At 61.5% G+C, this 20,794-nt stretch carries 17 protein-coding genes and 3 tRNA genes; 3 read left to right on the top strand and 17 right to left on the bottom strand.

What is annotated here, in order from left to right; translation table 11 throughout:
• Positions 1-4 precede the first annotated feature (4 nt).
• Positions 5-1,207, top strand: coding sequence for an FAD-dependent monooxygenase (locus AAF358_02025; protein ID MEM7704295.1), 1,203 nt, complete (start codon positions 5-7; stop codon positions 1,205-1,207).
• A gap of 7 nt (positions 1,208-1,214) precedes the next feature.
• Here the strand turns inward: AAF358_02025 and AAF358_02020 are convergent, their stop codons facing one another.
• The 5 genes from AAF358_02020 to AAF358_02000 all read right to left on the bottom strand — a co-directional run bounded on the left by AAF358_02020 (position 1,215) and on the right by AAF358_02000 (position 6,181).
• Entirely contained in the window at positions 1,215-2,138 is a 924-nt protein-coding gene (locus AAF358_02020; protein ID MEM7704294.1) for an ABC transporter substrate-binding protein, read from the bottom strand.
• Positions 2,139-2,285: 147 nt separating this feature from the next.
• The gene (locus tag AAF358_02015; protein ID MEM7704293.1) at positions 2,286-3,104 is read right to left on the bottom strand and encodes a LytTR family DNA-binding domain-containing protein; all 819 of its coding nucleotides are present in this window, start codon (positions 3,102-3,104) and stop codon (positions 2,286-2,288) included.
• Between the two features lie 2 nt (positions 3,105-3,106).
• A complete protein-coding gene (locus AAF358_02010) occupies positions 3,107-4,168 on the bottom strand; it encodes a histidine kinase (GenBank protein MEM7704292.1) in 1,062 nt (353 codons plus the stop codon).
• Positions 4,169-4,190: 22 nt separating this feature from the next.
• Entirely contained in the window at positions 4,191-5,726 is a 1,536-nt protein-coding gene (locus tag AAF358_02005) for a carotenoid oxygenase family protein (GenBank protein MEM7704291.1), read from the bottom strand.
• Complete coding sequence (locus AAF358_02000; protein ID MEM7704290.1) at positions 5,726-6,181, bottom strand: DUF2141 domain-containing protein; 456 nt, start codon at positions 6,179-6,181, stop codon at positions 5,726-5,728. The genes AAF358_02005 and AAF358_02000 overlap by 1 nt, the downstream gene beginning before the upstream one ends.
• A gap of 249 nt (positions 6,182-6,430) precedes the next feature.
• Between AAF358_02000 and AAF358_01995 the strand changes: the two genes are divergently transcribed.
• The gene (locus tag AAF358_01995; GenBank protein ID MEM7704289.1) at positions 6,431-8,770 is read left to right on the top strand and encodes a protein kinase; all 2,340 of its coding nucleotides are present in this window, start codon (positions 6,431-6,433) and stop codon (positions 8,768-8,770) included.
• On the opposite strand, the gene AAF358_01990 is transcribed toward AAF358_01995, so the two are convergent.
• A complete protein-coding gene (locus AAF358_01990; GenBank protein ID MEM7704288.1) occupies positions 8,767-10,935 on the bottom strand; it encodes a serine/threonine-protein kinase in 2,169 nt (722 codons plus the stop codon). The genes AAF358_01995 and AAF358_01990 overlap by 4 nt on opposite strands.
• The gene (locus AAF358_01985) at positions 10,932-11,510 is read right to left on the bottom strand and encodes a sigma-70 family RNA polymerase sigma factor (GenBank protein MEM7704287.1); all 579 of its coding nucleotides are present in this window, start codon (positions 11,508-11,510) and stop codon (positions 10,932-10,934) included. The genes AAF358_01990 and AAF358_01985 overlap by 4 nt, the downstream gene beginning before the upstream one ends.
• 251 nt (positions 11,511-11,761) lie before the next feature.
• Between AAF358_01985 and AAF358_01980 the strand changes: the two genes are divergently transcribed.
• Positions 11,762-12,754: a 4Fe-4S dicluster domain-containing protein gene (locus tag AAF358_01980; GenBank protein MEM7704286.1), complete on the top strand. Its 993-nt coding sequence runs from the start codon at positions 11,762-11,764 to the stop codon at positions 12,752-12,754.
• A gap of 75 nt (positions 12,755-12,829) precedes the next feature.
• On the opposite strand, the gene AAF358_01975 is transcribed toward AAF358_01980, so the two are convergent.
• The 10 genes from AAF358_01975 to grxC all read right to left on the bottom strand — a co-directional run bounded on the left by AAF358_01975 (position 12,830) and on the right by grxC (position 20,672).
• The gene (locus AAF358_01975) at positions 12,830-13,972 is read right to left on the bottom strand and encodes a slipin family protein (GenBank protein ID MEM7704285.1); all 1,143 of its coding nucleotides are present in this window, start codon (positions 13,970-13,972) and stop codon (positions 12,830-12,832) included.
• Positions 13,973-14,289: 317 nt separating this feature from the next.
• Positions 14,290-14,354: transfer RNA gene (locus tag AAF358_01970), tRNA-Met, on the bottom strand.
• Between the two features lie 440 nt (positions 14,355-14,794).
• Complete coding sequence (locus AAF358_01965) at positions 14,795-15,709, bottom strand: hypothetical protein (GenBank protein MEM7704284.1); 915 nt, start codon at positions 15,707-15,709, stop codon at positions 14,795-14,797.
• A gap of 158 nt (positions 15,710-15,867) precedes the next feature.
• On the bottom strand, positions 15,868-17,067 hold the full coding sequence (locus AAF358_01960) for an RtcB family protein (GenBank protein MEM7704283.1): 1,200 nt from the start codon (positions 17,065-17,067) through the stop codon (positions 15,868-15,870).
• A gap of 74 nt (positions 17,068-17,141) precedes the next feature.
• A tRNA-Lys gene (locus AAF358_01955) sits at positions 17,142-17,216 on the bottom strand.
• A 1-nt stretch (position 17,217) separates the two neighbouring features.
• Positions 17,218-17,293, bottom strand: a tRNA-Asp gene (locus tag AAF358_01950).
• A gap of 1,003 nt (positions 17,294-18,296) precedes the next feature.
• Positions 18,297-18,446: a hypothetical protein gene (locus AAF358_01945; GenBank protein MEM7704282.1), complete on the bottom strand. Its 150-nt coding sequence runs from the start codon at positions 18,444-18,446 to the stop codon at positions 18,297-18,299.
• 77 nt (positions 18,447-18,523) lie between these two features.
• Entirely contained in the window at positions 18,524-18,892 is a 369-nt protein-coding gene (locus tag AAF358_01940; GenBank protein MEM7704281.1) for a hypothetical protein, read from the bottom strand.
• A 107-nt stretch (positions 18,893-18,999) separates the two neighbouring features.
• The gene (locus AAF358_01935; GenBank protein MEM7704280.1) at positions 19,000-20,406 is read right to left on the bottom strand and encodes a dihydrolipoyl dehydrogenase; all 1,407 of its coding nucleotides are present in this window, start codon (positions 20,404-20,406) and stop codon (positions 19,000-19,002) included.
• A complete protein-coding gene (gene grxC, locus AAF358_01930) occupies positions 20,403-20,672 on the bottom strand; it encodes a glutaredoxin 3 (GenBank protein ID MEM7704279.1) in 270 nt (89 codons plus the stop codon). The genes AAF358_01935 and grxC overlap by 4 nt, the downstream gene beginning before the upstream one ends.
• Between the last annotated feature and the right edge of the window lie 122 nt (positions 20,673-20,794).

Here is a 20,794-nt window from a genome sequence, read left to right as displayed (position 1 = left end):
AATCTTGGATAACCGTGTCATCGTTGTGGGCGGAGGCCCTGTTGGGTACACGCTGGCCGCCACCTTGGAGCACCACGCCATCCCTTATGTGATGCTCGAGGCGGGTGACCACATTTTTGAGGATCCTCGCGCGGGCACCATCCACCCGCCGAGTCTGGAACTATTTCGAAGTGTTGGACTGATAGACCTGCTGCAAAGCGAAGGCAGCATCGTCAGTTCCTTTCAATTCCGCGACCGGCGTCAGGGCGTCGTGGCTGAGTTTGACCTCAGCACGCTGAACGATGAAACGGACTTTCCCTACCGCCTGATGTTGGAGCAGCACAAGGTGTGCCGGCTCATCAACGAGTATCTCGGCCTTGAACACAGCGACAAGCTGCGGCGTCAGCACACGCTCGTCAGCGTCGCGCAGGATGGTGGTGGCGTTACAGCGACCGCGCAAACACCGGACGGGGCAGTTGAGTTGCGCGGTCGTTACCTTGTTGGCTGCGACGGCGGTCGCAGTCAGGTGCGAAAGTCCATGAATGTGGATTTCACCGGCTTTCAGTACGGTGAGCGATTCCTGGTGCTGAGCACTCCGTTTGATTTCGGCGCTTTCGGCTACGCCCGGACCAACTACATCGCTGACCCGGAGGAATGGTGCGCCCTGTTCCGCGTTCCCGGAGTAAACCAAAGCGGCATGTGGCGAATTCTATTCCCCGCAGAGCCAGACGCGACTGAGGAAGCGCTGTTCGACGAGGCTGCGGTGCAGCAACGAATCCAGGGGTTTCATGCGAAAGACGGCCCGTATGAAATCTTTCATCGAAATCTTTATGCGGTTCACCAGCGTGTCGCCAGCCGTTACCGGGATGGCCGCCTGCTGCTGGCCGGTGACGCTGCCCACATCAATAACCCCTTGGGTGGCATGGGCATGAACTTCGGGTTTCATGACGTGTTCAACCTGGCCGATAAGCTCCGGCAGATCTATCACGAAGGCGGCGACGAGTCGTTGCTGGATCTGTATGACCGTCAGCGCCGAACGGTGGCCAGTGAATATCTGCAGCGCCAGACTATCGAAAACAAAAAGAACATCGAGCAAAAGGATCCACAGGTGCGGCAGCAATTCTACGAGGAGCTGCGTGCAACTGCTGGCCACCCGGTTAAGCGCAAGGCTTACCTGATGCGCGCCGCTATGATCGAGGGCTACCGCTACTCCCTGTCGATTCAGTAATCCCTACTCAGGCCCATTCCGTCGTGAGGTCCACGTTGATCACCCGGTCATAGGGGACGTTGTCAGTCATCAACCCCTGGGCCTGGGAGAAAGCGCTCATCCCGAAAACAAATTCCTCGGACACAGCGACGTCGTAGTAAGGAAGGTCGCGGGTGACCACGTCGGCGATCAGCGCGGCTTCTTCCTCGGGAAAGAGCCTGCGCCCAACTTCGGTTGCCAAGGTGACATCTTCTTTTAGCGCCGCATGCGTCTTCTTGATCGCGCGGATTGCGGCTCGGGCAGCATCGGGCTGCTCTTCAATCAGTTTATCGGTCGTGATCAGCGCGGGCATCGTGTAGTTGAACGCGTTCGGGGGTCCGTCTCCGCGCCGGGCGTCGATCACCATCGTGCCCGCGCCGTGCCGGATGGCGACTTCCGCCCCCATGCCGTTGGCCCAGAAGCCGTCGATCAGGCTCGCTTCCAGCGCTTTGGCCGCGGCAACGCCGAAGTTCTTGCTGTCGCCAAGAAACGCACCGGGTACCGGCGCAATGTTCACCTCATCGGCCTCCAGGTCAATACCCGACTCGATCAGCAGCTGCTTGAGTCCAAGATCCACCAGCGGTGCGGCGCCGATCGTGCGGCCTTTGACGCAGGATATGTCGCCGTGGGTGGCGTTGAGATCTGAACGCATGATCAAAAACCAGTACATGCCCTGAGCAAGTGATGCCAGCACTTTGGCACCCTGCCAGCTTGGAAACGCGTGCGGTACGCTGTGGGCTGATCCGCCGACGAAATCGACGCCACCGTCCCGCATCACCTCTAGCGTGCGATCGAAAGGAAAAATCAGCTCCAGCTCCATGTCGAGCCCTTCCTCTTGGAAAAAGCCCAGTTCCACGGCGGCCGCCGCCGGGAAATAGGAGTTTGAAATCAAATCGGGAATGGCAATTTTCATGGCGGCCTCTGATTGCAGCGTAAGCGATCTGTCGGTTTCAAAAAGTCCAGAGTCACACGAGCGGACCTCCGCTTTGCGACGCCTCAAACTATAGTGAGCGAGCCCGAGGAACGGCAAGCTGCGCAACGTTTCATTTCATAATTTGGACTACATGGAGCGAAAAAGGTCAGCATAGGCCAGGCTGCTGCGGAGCGTTTCTTTTCGGTCGTGGAGTTGAAGGACGTACCGGCCTCGCAGGTCTCGTCGCGCACTTTTGATCTGGCTGACGTTGACGATAATCGCCCGGTGAATCTGCCAAAACTTCTCCCGATCGAGCTGCCCGACAAGCTCCTTGAGGCTGATGCGCAGCAGATGTTCTTTCTCCGCCGTGACCGCCGCCACGTATTTTTGGCCTGCCTGGAAATAAATCACGTCGTCTACCGCAACCAGTTCGACCTCGTCGCCGCGAGATGCCCGCAGCCATTTCAGCGTCGGCGGCGCGGACCGAGCACTTTGCAGTTCATCGATACGCTTAAGGAGATCGCCAATCGGGTCAGCCGCCGTTGACTCTGCGGCAGGTGTCCTGTTCGTGTTGCCGCTGCTCAGGTGCTCGGAGAGCCGTTGTACGGTTTGGGTGAGCCGCTGGCGCGCAACCGGTTTGAGCAGGTAGTCGACGGCGCTGGCCTCGAATGCCTCGATCGCGTGATCGTCGAAGGCCGTGACAAAAACGAGCAGGGTTCCGCAAGGCGTCGGCTGGTCGGCCAGGCGCCGCGCCGCCTCTAGCCCCGACAGCTCGGGCATCCGGATATCGAGGAAGGCGATATCCGGCTGAAACCGCTGGATCATTTCTACCGCCTGCTCGCCGTCCTCGGCTTCGCCGACCACCTCGAGCCCGCCGTGCCCATGGTCCTGCCACACCGATGACAGCAGACTGATGAGGCGTCGCCGAACGTGCGGCTCGTCGTCAGCGACTACCACACATGCCATCCCTAAGAGTTCTCCGGCAAATCGACAGGCAGTCGCAGCTCTGCGCAAACGCCAGCCGGCGGGTTTTCGAGCAGGCGGAGCGTTGCGTCGCCGTCATAGAGGGCCTGCAGTCTCGCGCGAATGTTCGCCAATGCCGTCCCGGTGCCCGATGCAGGGCTGCCGGTCGGCGTCAGGCCCACACCGTTGTCCACCACCCGAAGCTGCAGCGATCCACGATCGCGACGTGCGATCACCGAGACGTGGCCAGGGCCTTTACGAGGTTCAATCCCGTGGGTAATCGCGTTTTCCACCAGCGGCTGAAGCAGCAGTGGGGGTATCGAGAGTCCCTCAACATCCGGCGCTAGCTCGATTTCAAAAGTCAGACGGCCACCCATGCGAATCACCTGGATAGCCAGGTAGTCGCGGACCAGCTCGCTCTCCTGCCGCAGGCTGATCAGCTTCGTTCGCGTTTGGGTCAGGCTGCGCCGCAGCAAGGCGGTGAGCTTTTCCACCAGGTGCTGTGCCGTGGCGGGGTCAGAATCGATCAGACCCTGAATATTGCCCAGCGTGTTAAACAAAAAGTGGGGCTCGATTTGGGCCTGGAGCAGCTTCAGCTGGTTTTCGGCGAGCTGCTGAGCCTGCTGGGCCTGGGTGCGCTCGAGCTCGGCGATACGGACCCGGCTCTGCAGCAGTCGCCCCCGCGTACCGACAACCAGATAGCCGCCGATGCCGAGGGCCAGACACAGCAGCAGCGTCCCCGGATTGGCGACGATCAGAATCAGCGGATCCCCATACCGCAATGCGCCTGAAATCATCAGTCCCGACACAACGCCGACCACAATCAGCGAGGCCGCGCTCAGCCAGGGGCCTAGCATCTGTTCCAGTCGAGTCTGCAGGAGGGTAAATGCTGCAGTGATGGAAAAACCCACGCAAAACGACACCAGCAGCGCTGCAGAAAAATCGCTGATGCCGAGATACGCAAGCAGTGCGGCAACCGCCACGCAGTAAACGCCGGTTCTCAGAAAGCGGGCAGCGCGCTGAGCCGTGCTCACAGCCTCGGTGGTCGCGGGCCGGCCGAGTTTCATCGAACGATTCATCCGGCTAACGTTAACCGCTGCTTGTCTTGGGAACAAAAGTGCCGTGAAGGCCCAGCGGCAGCGCGTAGGGCAGGGTCGCCTGCGCCAGCGGCCCATCCGCCAGCCGGTCGGCGGCAAAAACGCTGAGGCGCGTCGCCTGCTTCGCGCAATCCAGCGCCGTGCCGACAATCCAGCCACCCTGGCCCTGCTTGGCCGCTGGATCGCTGACCAGCAGATGCTCCTCGACCATATGGTCAGCGGGATAGCGATAGGTATCTAGCCTATCCGCGTTCCGGTTCCAGCAGCTCACCTGGTTCAGGTCGCCGGGCTGGCTCGTCCGGCTGGCGTCGCCACTCAACATCACAACGCGCTCGTGGGGTCTGCCAACCTCACTGCCGTGAACCGTGGGGAACTCGACGCCCAGCGATGGCCCAAGGACGAGCGTCTCGCTGGCCCGCCCCGTGTTCAGGTCCAGCCTGTACTCAAACCAGCGGGCGTGTTCGCTGGGCGTCCATCGCCCGCGCATGACGTCGCTGAGCGTGTTGAACATCACGTTCGGATTGCCGTGGCGAGCAGCATCAAAACGGAGCACGCCGTTCCCATCATCAAACCCATTGCCGAAATGAAAGATCCACTGGGCGGGCAGCTCCAGTTCGCGGACTAGCTCAAGGCGGTGTTTGTCGACCACCAGCACCCGCGACGGCAGATCCGGGTGCCAGCGATGCAGGCCCAGAAAGCCGCGATGGGTCGCCTCTCCCTCCTTTCGGTGCACCGGCGCCAACAGCAGCACGATATAGCGCTCGGTGACCACAAAGTCGTGCGGCATGCCGGTTGGACCGACCGAGAGCGCCTTCAGGTTTTCCACCTCACCGCGCCGGTTGAGATGCCAAAGGACGATGCGACCGCTGCCGCTTGCATACCCAAAGTTCCACAGCGTGCCGTCAGGCTCGACCTTGGGATGCGCGGAAAAGGGCAGGCCAGCGGTCTCTTGGGAAAAGTGGTGAAGGCCACGGGTCGACAGGTCTGTCGGCTCGATCTCGTGCGGAGACCCCGCCTCCCATAGCGCCATCAAACGCTGGTGATGCCACAGCATGCTGATGTTGGCCGGATTCAGATCGTCAGCCCTCGCCACGCCAACACCGTTGGGTGGCGAGGAACCAAACGCGGGTAGCGCCGCTCGCCCTAGTGATTGCTCCCGGCGACGCTTGGCGGTCTGCACCATCTGGCCCGCGTGACGGAGCTTGCCTTCGGTCACCTCGAAACGCTGAACCAAGCCGTCTCCATCGAACCAATGGCGGTAGCGGTAGTTGCCGATATCGTGCTGTGCAGGGCCGTTGCGGTAAAGAACGCCGTTCAATAATTTCGGCCACTGTCCCTCAACCGCGACCTCCGCCGCGAATGATTCCCGCTCGACGCTGCGATACGCCAGGAGCCAGGGCGCCCGCTCCGCGGCGTTGTGGTAATCGGTGAACCAGGAATCGGCCGCCAGCGCGTTGGCGCTTCGCAAGCCCAAAGTTGTCGCCGCTGATGCGGTCGCCAGGCGTGAGAGAAAGTCGCGCCGATTCATTAGCGGAGCGTGATCGTTTGCTGCGTTGTTTCGGGTAGCGAAAATTTGGCGTCCGACCAGCTGGGCGGCCCAAACTGGCCCACCGCGTCGTTGGAGATGCCCCAGGGCTCGTTGGGCATCCCAATCGCGTTGGTCCCCAGCTCGCCGTCACCGTCCGTGTCCTGCATGACGCGAATGGCGTACTCGCCTGCCGGGAGCGAATTTAGGCTCAGTTCAACGGAGCCCTCAACCGCCGGCACGATGAACGCCGCCACCGAACCGCCGGATCCACCAAAAGCGGCCTTGCTGTCGAGGATCTGCAGGCGGAGCGCTCCCTTAGCGCTTTCGATATTGACGATTTCGATGCGGAGCGGATTGGCCCCGGTGGTTTCGGCAGCCACAGACATCGGCGAAGACCAGAGACCAACGCTGAGTCCGAGAACGAAGGTGTAGCGTGCAAAAGAAGAAATTGCCATGCGGTTGCTGCCTATTGGTTGTGGATACGGCAACTAGTGTGCACAGACTTTTGGCTCACGACAGGCTGACGCGACGAATCGGCAATGGCGGCGATGAAACGGTAAAGCGCTTCCTTGAACCGGCAGTACGGGCTCGCGTAGCGACACATAAGAAATCCACCGCCGCAGATTTTTATCGTCGCCGATTGCGGGACGGACACGCTTTGGCGCTTCGCTTAAACTGAGGGCTAACCAACGCGGACCAGACCGTTGGAAACAGCTACGTCACAAGACACCCAGCGCCGGGCGCTGGCTCTGTTCAACGAAAGCCTGGAGCAGCCGGAGGCCGACCGCTATCGCTGGCTCGCGGCCGAATGCCAGGAGCAACCAGAGCTCCTGGCGCTGGTGCTTAAGCTGCTGGCTGCTGACCAGGTTAAGGACAGCCTGTTGGATCAGCCGGTGCTGCCCAACGTGTTGGCCGGCCCCGGAGATCGCGCTGGCTCGTTCGAACTGCTCGAGGAAATTGGTGCCGGTGGCGCGGGGCGTGTGTTTCGTGCCCGGCGGGCTGACGGAGAGTTTGAGCAGGAGGTGGCGGTAAAGGTCTTCGAGACCCAGCGCATGTCCGGGCCAATGCTGGCGCGCTTCCACGCAGAGCGGCAGATCCTGGCAACCCTCGAGCACCCGGGCATCGCGCGACTGATCGACGGTGGCACCACCGACAGCGGTCTTCCCTACGTCGCCATGGAGCTGATTCGAGGCCAATCGATCACCGCCTACTGTGCTCAACAGAAGCTCGATGTCCCCAGCCGCCTGGCGCTGCTGCAAAAAGTCTGCGACGCGCTGGAGGTAGCGCACGATCGAGGCATCATCCATCGGGACATCAAGCCCGGAAACGTGCTGGTTGACGAAGACGGCGAACCTCGAGTGATCGATTTCGGCATCGCCAAAGTTATCGATCCTGGCGCCTTTGGCCTGCCCGACGGCAAGACGTTGACCCGGTTTCAGGCGTTGACGCCTGAGTACGCCAGCCCCGAGCAGGTGCTGGGTGAGAACGTGAGCCAGGCCACCGACGTTTATTCGCTGGGCGTCATGCTTTACGAGATGCTGACTGGCGTTCGCCCCTACCAAATTTCAACGCTCACGCCCGCCGAGGTGGAGCGTACGGTTTGCCATACCATTCCTGCTGACCCCAGCGAGCGGGTTTCTAAACGTCGATCAGCTCCGCCGCTGGGTCTCACCACCGCCGGCGAACTCAAGCGTCAGCTTCGGGGAGACATCGATCGGATCGTGATGACGGCCCTGAGCAAGGAGCCCGATCGGCGCTATCGCTCGGCCGGCTCCTTGTCGCGGGACATTGAGCGCTACCTGTCAGGACACCCGGTCAACGCGCGTGGCGCATCCCGCCTGTATCGAGCCGGCAAGTTTCTTCAGCGCCATCGGACGGTGTCGATTGCGGTTGCGGTGGTCATCATCGCGCTGTCGGGTGCGCTAATTAGCGTGACCCAGAGTGCGCGCATGGCCCGGCAAGAGGCTGATCGCGCCGAGGCGGCGAAGTCGTTTCTGCTGGACATGATATCGACATCAGATCCGTTCCAAAGCGGCGGCGAAACGACCGTTGCCGACGCGGTGCTGAGATCGATTCCAAGCATCGATTCGGATTTTGCCGGACAGCCAGCACTCCAGGCGGACTTGCGCTACACGATCGGGATCGCGCTTTCCGGCCAGGCTAAGGTGGAAGCGGCACGGGAGCAGCTGCAGCTCGCACTCGCGCACTTTCAAGTGCATGGCCCACCTCGCAACGAGGCCAAAGCGCACGCGCAGCTGGGTACGATTCTTTGGAATGAGGGTGATTTTGAGAATGCCCGAACGGCCTTTGAGAAGGCCAAAGCTCTCGCTGCGAAGGATTCATCGACGCTCGGTCGGACCGTTTATATGGACACGCTGATTGGACTGACGGGGCTGCTGCCCAATCTCGAGCGCTATGACGAGGCGGTTGATCTAGGGCTTGAGGCGCAGACGCTGATCGCGCAGGGTGTCACGATCGATCCGCTGAATCATGCCGTGCTCTACAACAATCTGGCGGTCGTTTACGACTATCAGGAGAGCTATTCGAAGTCGGTTGAGGCCTACGAGAAAAGCATCGAGCTGCATCGGGAAATCAGTGACGCGCATCCCGACCTGGCAATCGCGCTGGGAAATCTGGCCCAGACCTATGAGCTGCTGGGGGACCTGGATAAAGCAGTCGAGGCGTCCGGGGAGGCTTATCGGATGATCGCAGGAAACCTTGGTGTGGAACATCCTGAGACGCTCGTGCTTCGCCACAATTACGGTAGTTTGATGCTGAACGCCAAGCGCTTGGCCGAGGCGGTGGTTGAACTCCAGGCCGCCGCCGATATGGCGCCAGAGGCCTACGGCGAAGAGCATCTTTACACCGGGCGATTTCATTACAAGGTGGCGCTGGCGCGTCAGCAGCTTGGAGAGGTTTCAAAGGCGCAGCATCATGCCGGTTTGGCGAGACGTGCCTACCTGGCCAACGAGGACACACCCGAGTCCTGGTTCGAGCAGCTCGAAACCATGGACCAGCAGCTCAAAGAGGCTGCCATCCGCTAGGGCAGTGTGTCGACCCAGCTACGCAGGCGCTCGGTGCCCCAGACGCTGTCAAGACCTTGATCGGTGAGCGCCGCAAGCGCGCTATTCAGCTCGGGCAACGGTGACGTCTCGGTCATGCCTGCCCGAAAGGCTGCATAGGCACGTGCGGAAACCAGAACCTGTCGGATAGGGCGTTCCGCGTCGGGCAGCTCCGCCAGCGCTCTATCCCAGTAGGCTATTGCCTCAGCCCACTGCTGGTTGTCCGCAGCGGCATCCGCCAGCACGCGTCGCAGCTGAAAACGGTCTAGTTCAGTCAGCGCCTCAGCGTTCTCAAGTTCCTTCAGCCTGTTGATGCTCGGATCTTTCTCGCCTTGGGCGATATCGATTCGGGCCTTGAGAATCTCGAGCCCCAGGACCCGTCGGTGATCCGGGCCAAAGAAGCTCTCCAGGAGCGCATGGGCGCGGGCTTGAGTTTCGGCGGCCGCCGCAAGGTCACCCTGGCTCAGCTGGCCTCGGCCCAGCGCGCCGAGCGCAATCCCCATGCGCGCTGATTCGGCGTGGCCGTTTGCCCTTAGGATTTCGACGGCGCGCTGTGAGTGTCCAACCGCCTCCGCATAATCGCCGACATTGATCAGCGTTGTGGCCAGATTATGGTGGTCGACGGCCATGCGCATGCTGTCCTCGCCGTAGAGATCTTTCCGGGCAGACAACAGCGCTCGCTGCGCGGATAGCGCTTCTCGCCAACGTCCCAATCCGTCCAGCGCAAAGTAGATCTTGTTGTGCGCAACCAGCGTTAGCTCCGGCGCCGTCTTAAAGTCCTGCCCCTCAAGAACCGCGAGCGTCTTTTGCGATATGGCAAGCGAAGCGCTGTAGTCTTCCGCCTGGTTGTAGGCCGTTGCCAGCATGTTGTATGCGGTGGCCAGCGAGTGTGGGCTCGTATCTGGCTGCGCTTCCAGCAGTTCTACACCTCGCTTAGCCCCGGCAATCGCCTTTTCGGTATCGCCAAAGCCCGCCAGCGCCTCCGCCGCTGACAGCATCATGTCCGCCTGACCCCGCGGAAACTGCTCGAGTCGGGTTTCGGCCAGGCTCAGAAGATTCTGATAAAGATTCTGGATGGTGCCAGGACTGCTGCTGCGCATGGGCGAAACCGTTTGGATCGCCTCTACCAGCGTATTTTTGACCGCCTCCGTGCGCTGCTGGCTTTGCGACTGGACGCGCGCGGCGATCACGGCGACGGTAGTCGCGACCACCAGCGACCCGATCACCGTCGAAAGCGCGGCCCTTCGCCGGCGCCGCTGCGGCGCCTCGGCGATAAATCGTAAACGGCTTTCGACCTGCAACGCGTTAAGTCGGTTGGCGGGGTCCCGATCCAGCTGCCTTGCGAGCAGCGGGCGCCAAGCTCTGGGCAGGTCTGTTAGTTCAGGTCTTGTCGCTGAGTCGTGCAGGTCGGCAAGCTCATCAAAAGAATTTGCCGTCAGCGGATACCGGCCTGCCAGCAGACGATAAAGCGTTGCGCCCAGGGCATACACATCCGAGGCCGGCGAGGCTGATGCGCCGGTGAATTGCTCGGGCGCCATCAGCAGGGGCGAACCGGCCGTTTGCAGCTGCGGCCGAAGCGGTTCGGTGGCGGCGCCGAAATCCATCAGCATGGGCGCACCGTCATCCAGCACCATGATGTTGGCCGGCTTGACGTCGCCATGCACCAGTCCCCGGGTGTGGATCAGACTTAGCGCGGAGGCGATCGGCAGAGCGAGCGCGAGCACCTCAGTAGGTTCGAGTCGAGTCTGGGTTTCACATCGTTGTTCGAGGGTTTCGCCATGCAGCAGATCGAACCAGATGCCCATGCGGCCGTCAGCTTCATCGGCCCCATGGACGGCGAGGATGTTCGGATGGCGCAGCCTCGCCATGCGCCGAGCCTCCGCCATCACCCCCTCCCGAGCCAGCCGGTCGGCGTCACTGCCGCGGTTGAGCTTTAGGGCAACGTCGCGCCGGAGCTGCGAATCATAGGCCCGGTAAACTTCGCCAAAGCCACCTTCGCCGATCTTCTCCATGACCTCGAGGTGGCGCCATTGGAACAGTCCGGGCTCTCGCTCCGGCTGCGTCGAGGCGCCACGAAACGCCTCGGTGATCAGCGACATCAGCTGCTGCTGTTTCTCGCTAGGGCCTTCCTCGCCTTCCGTGGTCACGAATTGACGCCGGTATCTTCCGGCAGATAGGTGGCCAGCTTCTCCAGCGCGCGCGTCACCATCATGCGGGCCGCGTTGGCGCTCGCCATTTCCAGCTCCTCGGCCACCTGGTCGAAGCTCATGCCGAACTCCACGCGCATGATCACGGCAATACGCTTGTTTTCCGGCAGCTTGCCCAGCCCTCGCTCGTAGGCCTCCATCACCTCATGGCCCACGGCCTTTTCCACTTGCGAGCTTTGCTGTGCCGGCAGGGATCGGGTCATGGGCTCGGTGTTTGGGCGGGCCGCGCGGCGCCGCACCTCGTCGCGCACCAGATTCATAAAGATGGTCCGCAGGTAAGCCAGGAAGGCTCCCGGCCGTTCAGACTCAAATCGGTCCAGGCTCTTGATCGCCCGCATGAAGGTGACCTGTACCAGGTCGTCCGTGTCGGTGGTATCCCGGGTGCGCTCGGGCAACCGGCCGTGGGCCCAGCGCCGGAGGATTGGAAGGTAACGCTCAACCAACGCATCACGGGCCGCCTGCTCACCGTCGCGATAGCGTTCAAGCAGGCGTGTTGTGCTTTGCAGGTCGGCCACAGGCAGGTCCGGATTTGAATCGAATACCAAAAGCCTAAAACACCTTGCCGGATTTTTCCTGTTTCTGTCGACACCCTCGGGTGTTTTGGGCCAAGGATTAACGGCGGAGACTCGTGTTTTGAGCGATCTTGGCTCGTCGGAACGACTTGAACGAAGGTGCTGATCGGTTCATCGTGGGGCTGGGGTACGCCGGCGAGTGCCGCTCAAGGAGGGGGTTCGCGCGGCAACAGACGCCTGCGGGAGAGTGTCACATGCCAAAAAATCCCTATCGACCCTATAGCCCTGATCCCGAATTTCTGGCGCTGCTCGGCGACTATCGCGGGAATCCGGTCAATGGCTTAGGCGAAACCCATCACCGTCCGCCGGCGATGGTGTGGTGGGCTCCGGATATGGAAGCCGTAAGTTTCGGTCGGGCGCAGCTCTGGTTCTACCAGCACGAGCAACCGGACGACGAGATGGTCGACCTGCGCACCCGGCGCAAGGAGGCGGTGGAATCACCGCTGCCGCCGGTGGCTCCGGAAAGGATTTCCCGGTCTCCCGATGACTGGACGGCTGAGTTAAAGCAGTTCATCGAGGCTGGCGACTGCGAGATGACCGGCGTGGCGCGGATGCGCCCAGAGTGGGTGTACGAACACGAGCAGAACGATCTGCCCAACGTGGTGATGCTGGGTGTGCAGCATGACTTCGAGGAACTGCGCCACGTGCCCGAGCTGCGGGGTGGAAAAGACGTGACGCGCCAGTACCTGCGGGCCGCGAAGGTTGCCAAGAAAGTGGCTGCCTGGATCCGTAGTCAGGGATGGCAGGCTGAGGCGGTCACCGGCCCGATGGTCGGCAAGATCCTGATGATCCCGCCCGCGATCGAGTGCGGGTTTGGTGAGCTGGGCAAACACGGGTCGATTATCAATCCAGAGTTTGGTTCAGCGTTTCGGCTGGGCGCGGTGCTGACCGACGCGCCGTTTGCGCCGACGCCCCAGCGTGAATTTGGGATAGACGATTTCTGCAGCCGCTGCAAGGTCTGCGAGAATGCCTGCCCGCCGATCGCGATCAAGCCGGATAAACAAACCGTGCGGGGCACCGAGAAGTGGTACGTCGACTTCGACGAATGTATTCCCTTTTTTGCGGAAACCTCGGGCTGCGCCATCTGCATTGCGGTCTGCCCGTGGTCGCGCCCCGACGTCGGCTTCAACCTGGTGGAGAAGCTGGCCCGCCGGGCGGAGCGATTGGCCGGCGAAGCGAAAAATTAGCCAAAAAAAACCGGCTGCGGAAAACCGCAGCCGGCTAAGCGGGGTCAAACCCCAGCCGGGTCGTATTGGACCCGGTCATCGCTGGCCTCCAATTTTGACCAGCTCGTTGAGGACGCCTTCCAGGCCGCCGAAAACGGTGATCTGGTCGATCTTTTCGGTGACCTTCTCCAGTATCTCCAGTTCCTTCAGACGCAGGAGGGTGGGGTTGTCGTCCATCAGCTTGGCGGTGTTGAGCAGGCTACGTGTAGCCGCGGTTTCCTCCCGCCGACGAATCACGTTAGCTTCAGAAACCTTCTGTGCCTCCACCACCTGGTTGAGGATGGCCTTCATGTCACCGGGCAGGATGATGTCCTTGACGCCCACCGCCTCCAGGCTCAGGCCCAGGCCTTCCACCTGAGCGGCCGCGTAGGCGAACACCTCATCATCGAGCTCACCCTTCTGGCCCAGCAGGCGTTCCAGGTCCCGGCCACCCACCGCCTGGCGCAGGCCAAACTGCAGAGTCCGGTAGAGCTGATCGACCACGTCGGCGGAACCTGCCCGAGCCTTCACCGGATCGGTCACCCGGTAGCCGGCCGCCAGGTTAATCCGCAGCGACACCTTGTCCTTGGTCAGCATCTCCTGTCCGCTGACCTCCAGAGCCTGCAGCCGCAGGTCCACCAGCTCTACAGTGACAGGCCTGGTGGCCGCCCAGAAGCCGTGCAGGCCGGGCTCCAGCAGCCGCTCGAACCGGCCGTCGATCAGCAGCAGGCCCGCCTCATGGTCAGCGACCTGCCGAAGGTAGAGCGTCCGCTTCTCGTCCGTAGGCATGCCGCTTCGCAGCACTTCCTGGACTCGCTTCGGGTCTACCTCGAGTGAATCCGACAGGTCCACCCGCTCGACCCGCAGATCAGCCGCGTCCTTCCAAAAAACCTGGACGGCGCCCGGCTGCAGCAGGCCATTTAGCCGGCCGTTGAGGTAGACCAGGCCCAGCTCCTGCGGCCCGATGGCAACCACCTCAAATTGTGCCGCCACGGCCTCCGGCGCATTGCGCACCAGATATTCGATTCGGGGAAGCTGCAGCCGACCCGTGGTGACATCTACCACCTGGACCTCGACCTTCCGGTTCGGCCGATTCAGCCAGCGGTATACGCCCGGAGCCAGTACCGCCGTCAGCCGACGATTGGTGTACTTCAGACCGCGTTCGTAGTCCGCGATCACAACCTTGTTCAATCCCATCATGATTGGTTCCTCCTTTGGGATTGGCATGGAGCGTCCCTTGCGGGACACAAAAAGTCCCCTTCCCGCAGCCCAGCCGTGGCGAACTGCTTGTACTCGCCGTCGTCAACGCGCGGCGCTGGTCCTCGGTTTCGCGGGGCGAGCCGGAAGACCAAAGCCTTACGTTTTCTGAGCAACGAGTTCAGCGGCAGTCGACAGAACGTCTGTGCTGCTGCCCTCACCGGCGGCCGCGGCCGAAGCTGCGGAAACCGGATCAGGCGGGGAAGGGGTCCCTGGGCAAAAGCCCGTTTCTTGCGTTAATGGCCTCGTTCAGGAGGCAGTGGAGCGGGAATCGAACCCGCGGCCCATCGATTATGAGTCGACTGCTCTACCAACTGAGCTATCCATGGAGTTCCAGACAGGATTCGAACCTGCATACACCTCCGGCAAAGCCGGAGGGCCTCATCCGCTTAGGTACAGGAACCTTCACCTGCTCCCCGTGTCGCTCGATATACCCGCCAGGCAAAGCCCGGGGCACCGGCTGGGCGCTTAGAACCCAGTCCGCTGATTGATTTGGGTCAGCAAATGATCAGAGGGAAGGGCGGCGCACCGCCCCTCCGTTAACGTTTCGAGCGGCCGCGAGACCGCTCGGCATAATCTTTAAACCATTCATCCACCGCGCTGCGAAGGATGGAGCCATAGATCTGGCGCTCGCTGGAGCGAGCGCGCTGATGGGCACCACCTTTACGCAGGAGGGGGTTTCTGGCGATCGGATTACCAGGCATGTTTCCTCCTTAGCCATCGGTGATTCATCCGAGACGTTCGCGAGAACGCTCCGGTGAAACCCTAAGGGCTCAATTGAAAAAAGATGGGTGCAGAAGCACCCGCGAGTCGCCGCCTCAGCTTGCGCTGCCGCATCAGAAACTGCGGCCCCTTGTCGGTGGCCTGCATGCAGAATCGACGCGGCAGGTCGGTGTAAAGCGACATGGGCGGCGCGTCATGTCGATCGATCCGTTTCAGCTCACAGCCGGTTTTGAACTGATGGTAGAAAACCCGGCGAATACCGAGATCGCCCAGCAGATACTCCAGCGCCGCAGCCAGCGCAGCCTCGTCCCACAGCTGACGATAGGGCTTCAGCGCCGCGTGATAGCGACGCAGGGCGCCCACCGTCGTGTGAAATCCGAGATACACCGGGTCGTCTTCGGCGGCGTTGCGGTAGGCGCGCAAGAGCGAATCTACCTCACGCAGCCAGTCACCCTGCACCTCTTCGATGAGCGCTTCCTCATCGTCCAGGTCGAGGTCAACTCTGACCCACGCCAGCGTCTCCCGCGAAACCCGGTCAACGGGGTGGCCCCATAGCTGCAGCGCACCATGTTCCTGGGGGCGCATCAGCCGCTCGTAGCGGCGCTGCTGGCTTCGGCTGAAGTTCAGCTGAATCACCAGGTTGGCGCCGCGCCGACTGGTTTGGCACCAGCCGCTGAAGTGGCTGAATGACACCACGAAGTCCAGCACCGGGTCCTGCCAGGCAAAATCCAGCAGCTCCGGCGTTAGCAGGCCGCCGCCGGCCCATTTCAGGACTGTTTTGACGGCAGGCTTCTGGAGAAGCTGATGAAACGGGGATAAACGGAGTTCAGCGATGCTGCGGCCGCGGCCGAGCACGTGTTTCAGCAGCAGGAGCGCATAGCGGCCCTTGAAGTAGCTGAAGCAGCGGCGGCGTCCGGCCTCACATTGCACAAACTCTTGGACGAGTCTTTTGTCCATGATGTTCTCCATCGAGAGTCTGGTTTCAACGGTTGCAGAGATCGCAGGCCTTGGGGGGCGCGGCCGGCGGGCGCCTTGCTTGTCGGGCTGTTCATAGGCCTCTCCTAGTTGCTGAAGAGGGGGCGGGTTTCTCCCGCCCCCAGGGTTACGGCTGCGGGTCAGCCTTTAACGCAGACCACCTGCTTCAGGGTGTGGACCACTTCCACCAGGTCTTCCTGATTGCTCATCACGGCGTCGATGTCCTTGTAAGCACCGGGCGCTTCGTCAATCACGCCCTTGTCCTTCCGGCATTCAACGCCCTTCGTCTGATCGATCAGGTCGGCCCGGGTGAACCGCCGCTTGGCTTCCGTACGAGACATCTTCCGTCCCGCACCGTGGGCGCAGGAGTGGAACGACTCGCCGTTGCCTTTACCGCGGACAATGTACGACCGGGCCCCCATGGAGCCGGGGATGATTCCCAGTTCGTCTTTCCCTGCCCGGATTGCGCCCTTCCGCGTCACGTAAACGTGTTCACCGAAATGCACTTCCCGAGCGATGTAGTTGTGGTGGCAGTTGATAGCGTGGTCAGTAACCAAAAACTCCGGCAGCTGCTCTGCCAGCGCTTCCAGTACCAGACGCATCATCTGTCGCCGGTTTTCCATCGCGTAGTCCTGCGCCCAGTCCACCGCCTCAACATAGTCGCTGAAGCTCTGTGATCCTTCTTCCAGGTACGCCAGGTCCTTGTCCGGCAGCCGCACGTCCTTGCGCAGCATTTCTTCCTTGGCCATAGAAATGAAGTAGCGGCCGATCTCGTTGCCCACGCCCCGGGAGCCTGAGTGCAACATCACCCACACCTGCTGATCCTGATCCAGGCACAGCTCGATGAAGTGATTGCCGCCGCCCAGAGTGCCGATCTGCCGGGCCCACTTCCACGGCTTGCCGCGCCGGGCCCGTTCCGCCAGCTTGGGGTGCTTTTCGGTGATCCGGTCGTGACCGTCCTTCACCTTTTTCACCCCGTCGCTGCAGGCGTTTTCCAGGCTGTGCAGGTTGAAGCCCACCGGCACCTTGGCCTCGATCGCGCTTCGAACCGCGCCGAGGCTGTCCGGCAGCTGATGGGCCGGCAGCGTCAGCCGCGCTGCCATCATGCCGCAGCCGATGTCCACGCCCACGCTGGCGGGAATGATCGCCTTAACGGTGGGGATCACCGAACCGACGGTGGCCCCCAGACCGACGTGAACATCGGGCATCGCCGCCACGTGGCCTTTGACGAACGGCAGCTGCGCAATATTGGTCAGCTGATCGATCGCCTTGGAGTCGATATCCCGGGTCCAGACGTGGACTGGGACACGACCTTTGTTGATGGTCATTTGAATGCCCATGGGAGCCTCCATATGTTTAGTCAAAAGAGATGCCAACGCTGCGGACTGGGTCTGCGAAACGCTGACCGTGAATTTGGTGGGCCCTGAAGGAGTCGAACCTTCGTGGTGCGGATTAAGAGTCCGCTGCATAACCGTTCTGCCAAAGACCCCTGGCGCGGTACGCCGGACTCGAACCCACATCTCCCCGGTCGACAGCCGGGTGCCTTATCCGTTAGGCCAGTACCGCAGGAAAAACTGCGAAGAAATTCGCTACGCGCATCACCGGCTGAGACTAAGCCTTGCTGATCCGCTGGTTCACCATCCGTTCGAGCGGCGTACCCGAGGTATCGGTTACCGCTCTTGTCCACGCGCCTGCGTCGATGGTGGTGGCTGCCTTTTTGGAGTGCGGCGAGTCACTCGTCCCCTACACCTACTCGGCGATCAAGGATCACCAAACCCATCGGCATGACGGATCTCCAGCTTCCCCTCTCGGGGCCAGAGTTAAGCCACTGTCGGTGTAAAGCGTTTCGCCCGCTGACCTGCGCCGGGGGCAATCGCGTTGCTTCTTCAGAAATACAACACGGCATGATTGGTCGCTCTCCTGCCGGAATGACGACCTGAAGCCGGAGACTGCGGCGCCAGACCGCATCCTTTCAGCTTCTGCACTTACGCACTCGCCCGCAACGGCTCGCACGCACGCACTACTCGTTTTCTCTCGCGGGACGCAGGGCGGTATGCGCGGGTTCCAGCACCACCTGATCTTTCGTTGACCCGCATTCCCGGCATCCCGGTGCGTGAGCCAAACTACTTCCGCGCTCTGCTTGATCGCTATTGCCGTTCGCGCCGACAACTTGGGAGACCGAGCCTGCCTGGATTGACCCGAAGCTTCGGGCGGCGGGCTGCAGGAGCCCGCCTTTGACCGCGGTTACGCGGCTGTCGACGCCAGGCCGTCCGCGTGTCGCGGGGCGCGACACGACAAAAATGGAGGGCGCGGCAGGATTTGCACCTGCGTCTCCCGGGTCAGATCCGGGCGTCGTCACTGGCTGAACTACGCGCCAACACCCTATCGCGGCTTTCGCCACAAAAAGTGTTATTTATCAACGGCGTAAGCCGCTGATGGTATTCGTCTAATTGTCAAAGAGCCTTCCTCCGGGCACAAAAAAACCCTGGAGGGCAGAACCAACCAGGGCCTTTCGCTCACTGGTCGGAAGGTTCTGCTTGCGCAGCCTTCCAACCCGTTGTTCGGAAGGCTACCGCATCGTTTCCAGCCTCATGGGCTGGTCATAACGCAGCGAAATCTGCTTGTGCCGCAGGGGCATGCAGGTAGCGCCGGCCGCATCGCGAAGCACGCGATTACTGGCCGCGCTTTCGGCGCGTTTATGGGTAAATATGGAAATCATGGCGGCGGATTCTACGCCGGCTATGAGCCGTGTCAACAGCTGAAATGAAAAAAAGTTCAGATGAAGTGAAAAAAGATTCAGCTGCTGTTGCGTAGTGACTGAATCAGCCGGTTGAAACTGTCGGTTTGGCGTTTGGTCATCCGAAGCGTCGATCCCATCACCTCAATGGCGTCGATCACCTGCCGGCGGATCGCAACCCCGGTGTCGGCCACCATCGCATCACCTTCGCCGAACAGCAGCCAGCCAGGGGACACGCCGGTGACGCGACTGATCGCTTTGATCAGCTGGAGATTGGGGTTGGTAGGTTCGGTATTTTCGACGCGGTGCCAGCCGCCCTGGCTGTATTTGAGTCCGAGGCCGCGAAGCTTTTCACGCATCTCCTGGGGCGACAGGCCGGCGACAACGCGGGCATGTTTGATGCGTGCAGAAATGGTGTCAGGCGTCATGGCGTGATTCGGTCATGGCGCCGCCAGTATAGCGGCAGGGACAACACCGCAATCGGGAACGGCCAGGTAGAGGCGCCGGGTTTTGCCCGGCGCCCTGGTTCGTCACGCTAGGCGGCGACCCGCAGACAGTGCCCGACGCCTTTCTGAGCTTCGCGAAGCGCGGTTCGAAGGCCTTCCTCAATCACCGGATGATAGAAAGGCATCTCCAGCATCTCGGTGATGGTGAGGCCTGCTTGATGAGCCCAGGCCAGCAGGTGACCGATGTGCTCCGCACCCGGTCCCACCATTTCGGCACCCAGAAAGCGGCCGGTGCGGCAGTCGGCATACACTCGCAGCAGCCCCTGGTTCTTGAGCATGACCCGAGCGCGGCCCTGGTCTTCGAAAGACACCTCGCCGACGGCCACGTCTCGTTCATCCAGGTCGGCTAAGCGCGCGCCGACCATCGCGATCTGCGGGTCTGAGAAGACCACCGCCAGCGGTGAGCGGCGCGCGCCCGGTTCAACCGCTGGGAATCGCCCAGCGTTTCGCCCAGCAATGTCGCCTTCGTCAGCCGCTTCGTGCAGCAGCGGACGGTCGTTGTCCACATCACCGGCGATAAAGACGTGCGACCGGCCGATCTGCATGGTGTTCTCGTCAAACACCGGCACGCCACGCTCATCCAGGGGCAGGCTGGTGTTTTCCAGCTTTAACTTGTCGACATTGGGCGTTCTACCGGTGGCCGCGATGACAAAGTCGACGAGAGCCGTCTGGACTACGCCGTCCTGGTCTTCGTAGTCGATGGCAACCCCTTCTTCGGTCCGCTCCAGACGACTGACGTTGGCATTCGGATCCAACAGAAACTCCGATTGCATGGCTTCGCGTGCCGCCGCCATGACGCGTTCGTCCGACAACGGGCCGACCTTTCCGCCGAGCCCAAAGAGCCTGACTTGTACGCCCAGCCGGGCGAGCGCCTGGCCAAGTTCCAGTCCGATGACGCCAGGCCCGAAGACAGCCACCGAGCTGGGCAGATCTTCCCAGTCGAAGATGTCGTCATTGACGATCAAACGGTCACCCAATTCGTTCCAGCGGCTCGGGTAGGCCGGTCGCGAGCCGGTCGCAATAACCACTCGGTCGGCGATGATGGACGTGTGGTCGTCCACGATGAGCTCGTGATCATCGACAAACTGGGCGTAGCCGCGAATTCGGTCTTCACCGGGAATCTTCTCGGTGCCTTCAACAACAAACCCGACAAAGCGATCGCGCTCCCGACGGACGCGATCCATCACCGCGCGGCCGTTTACTTCAATCCCCTCAACGTCGATGCCGAACCGATGAGCCTCCGCAGCGCCGTGCGCGGCCTCGGCCGCCGCGATCAGCAGCTTGCTCGGCATACATCCCACCCGGGCACAGGTGGTGCCGTACGGACCACCCTCGATAAGCACCACGTTCGCGGTTTCCTTCTTTGCGGCCCGGTAAGCGCGCAGGCCCGCTGAGCCTGCGCCGATGACCGCCACGTCGACGCGTCTGGTAATCATGCCGTTTCTCCTTGTTGTGACAGCTGGTGATCGAGCTCGCCCGACCGGTCAGCTGCTCGCAGGTCGTCGCTGCCGCCCAGATGCCTGCCGCCAATAAATATCTGCGGCACCGAAGTCCGGCCCGCCCGTTTCACCATTTCGGCTTCGCGCACCTCATCGTCGGTAACGTCAATTTCCTCGTAAGCCACGCCTCTGCGCTGAAGGTCCGCTTTCGCCCGTGCGCAGTAGGGGCACCAGCTTTTGGTATAGATTTCCACTCGGTTCATGGTCCAGCTCCTCGTTGTTAACCAATGAGTGCTACGATACCGAGCTCAAAAGGCACTATCTATGACTGTTGATGTTCTTTTTTGGCACTAATCGTACACATAATTTGAACGACGGGGTCAGC

This window comes from Pseudomonadota bacterium (assembly GCA_039033415.1).
Classification (GTDB): domain Bacteria; phylum Pseudomonadota; class Gammaproteobacteria; order Xanthomonadales; family SZUA-38; genus JANQOZ01.
Note: the sequence above shows the minus strand (reverse complement) of the source record. Positions and strands in the feature narration are given on the sequence as shown.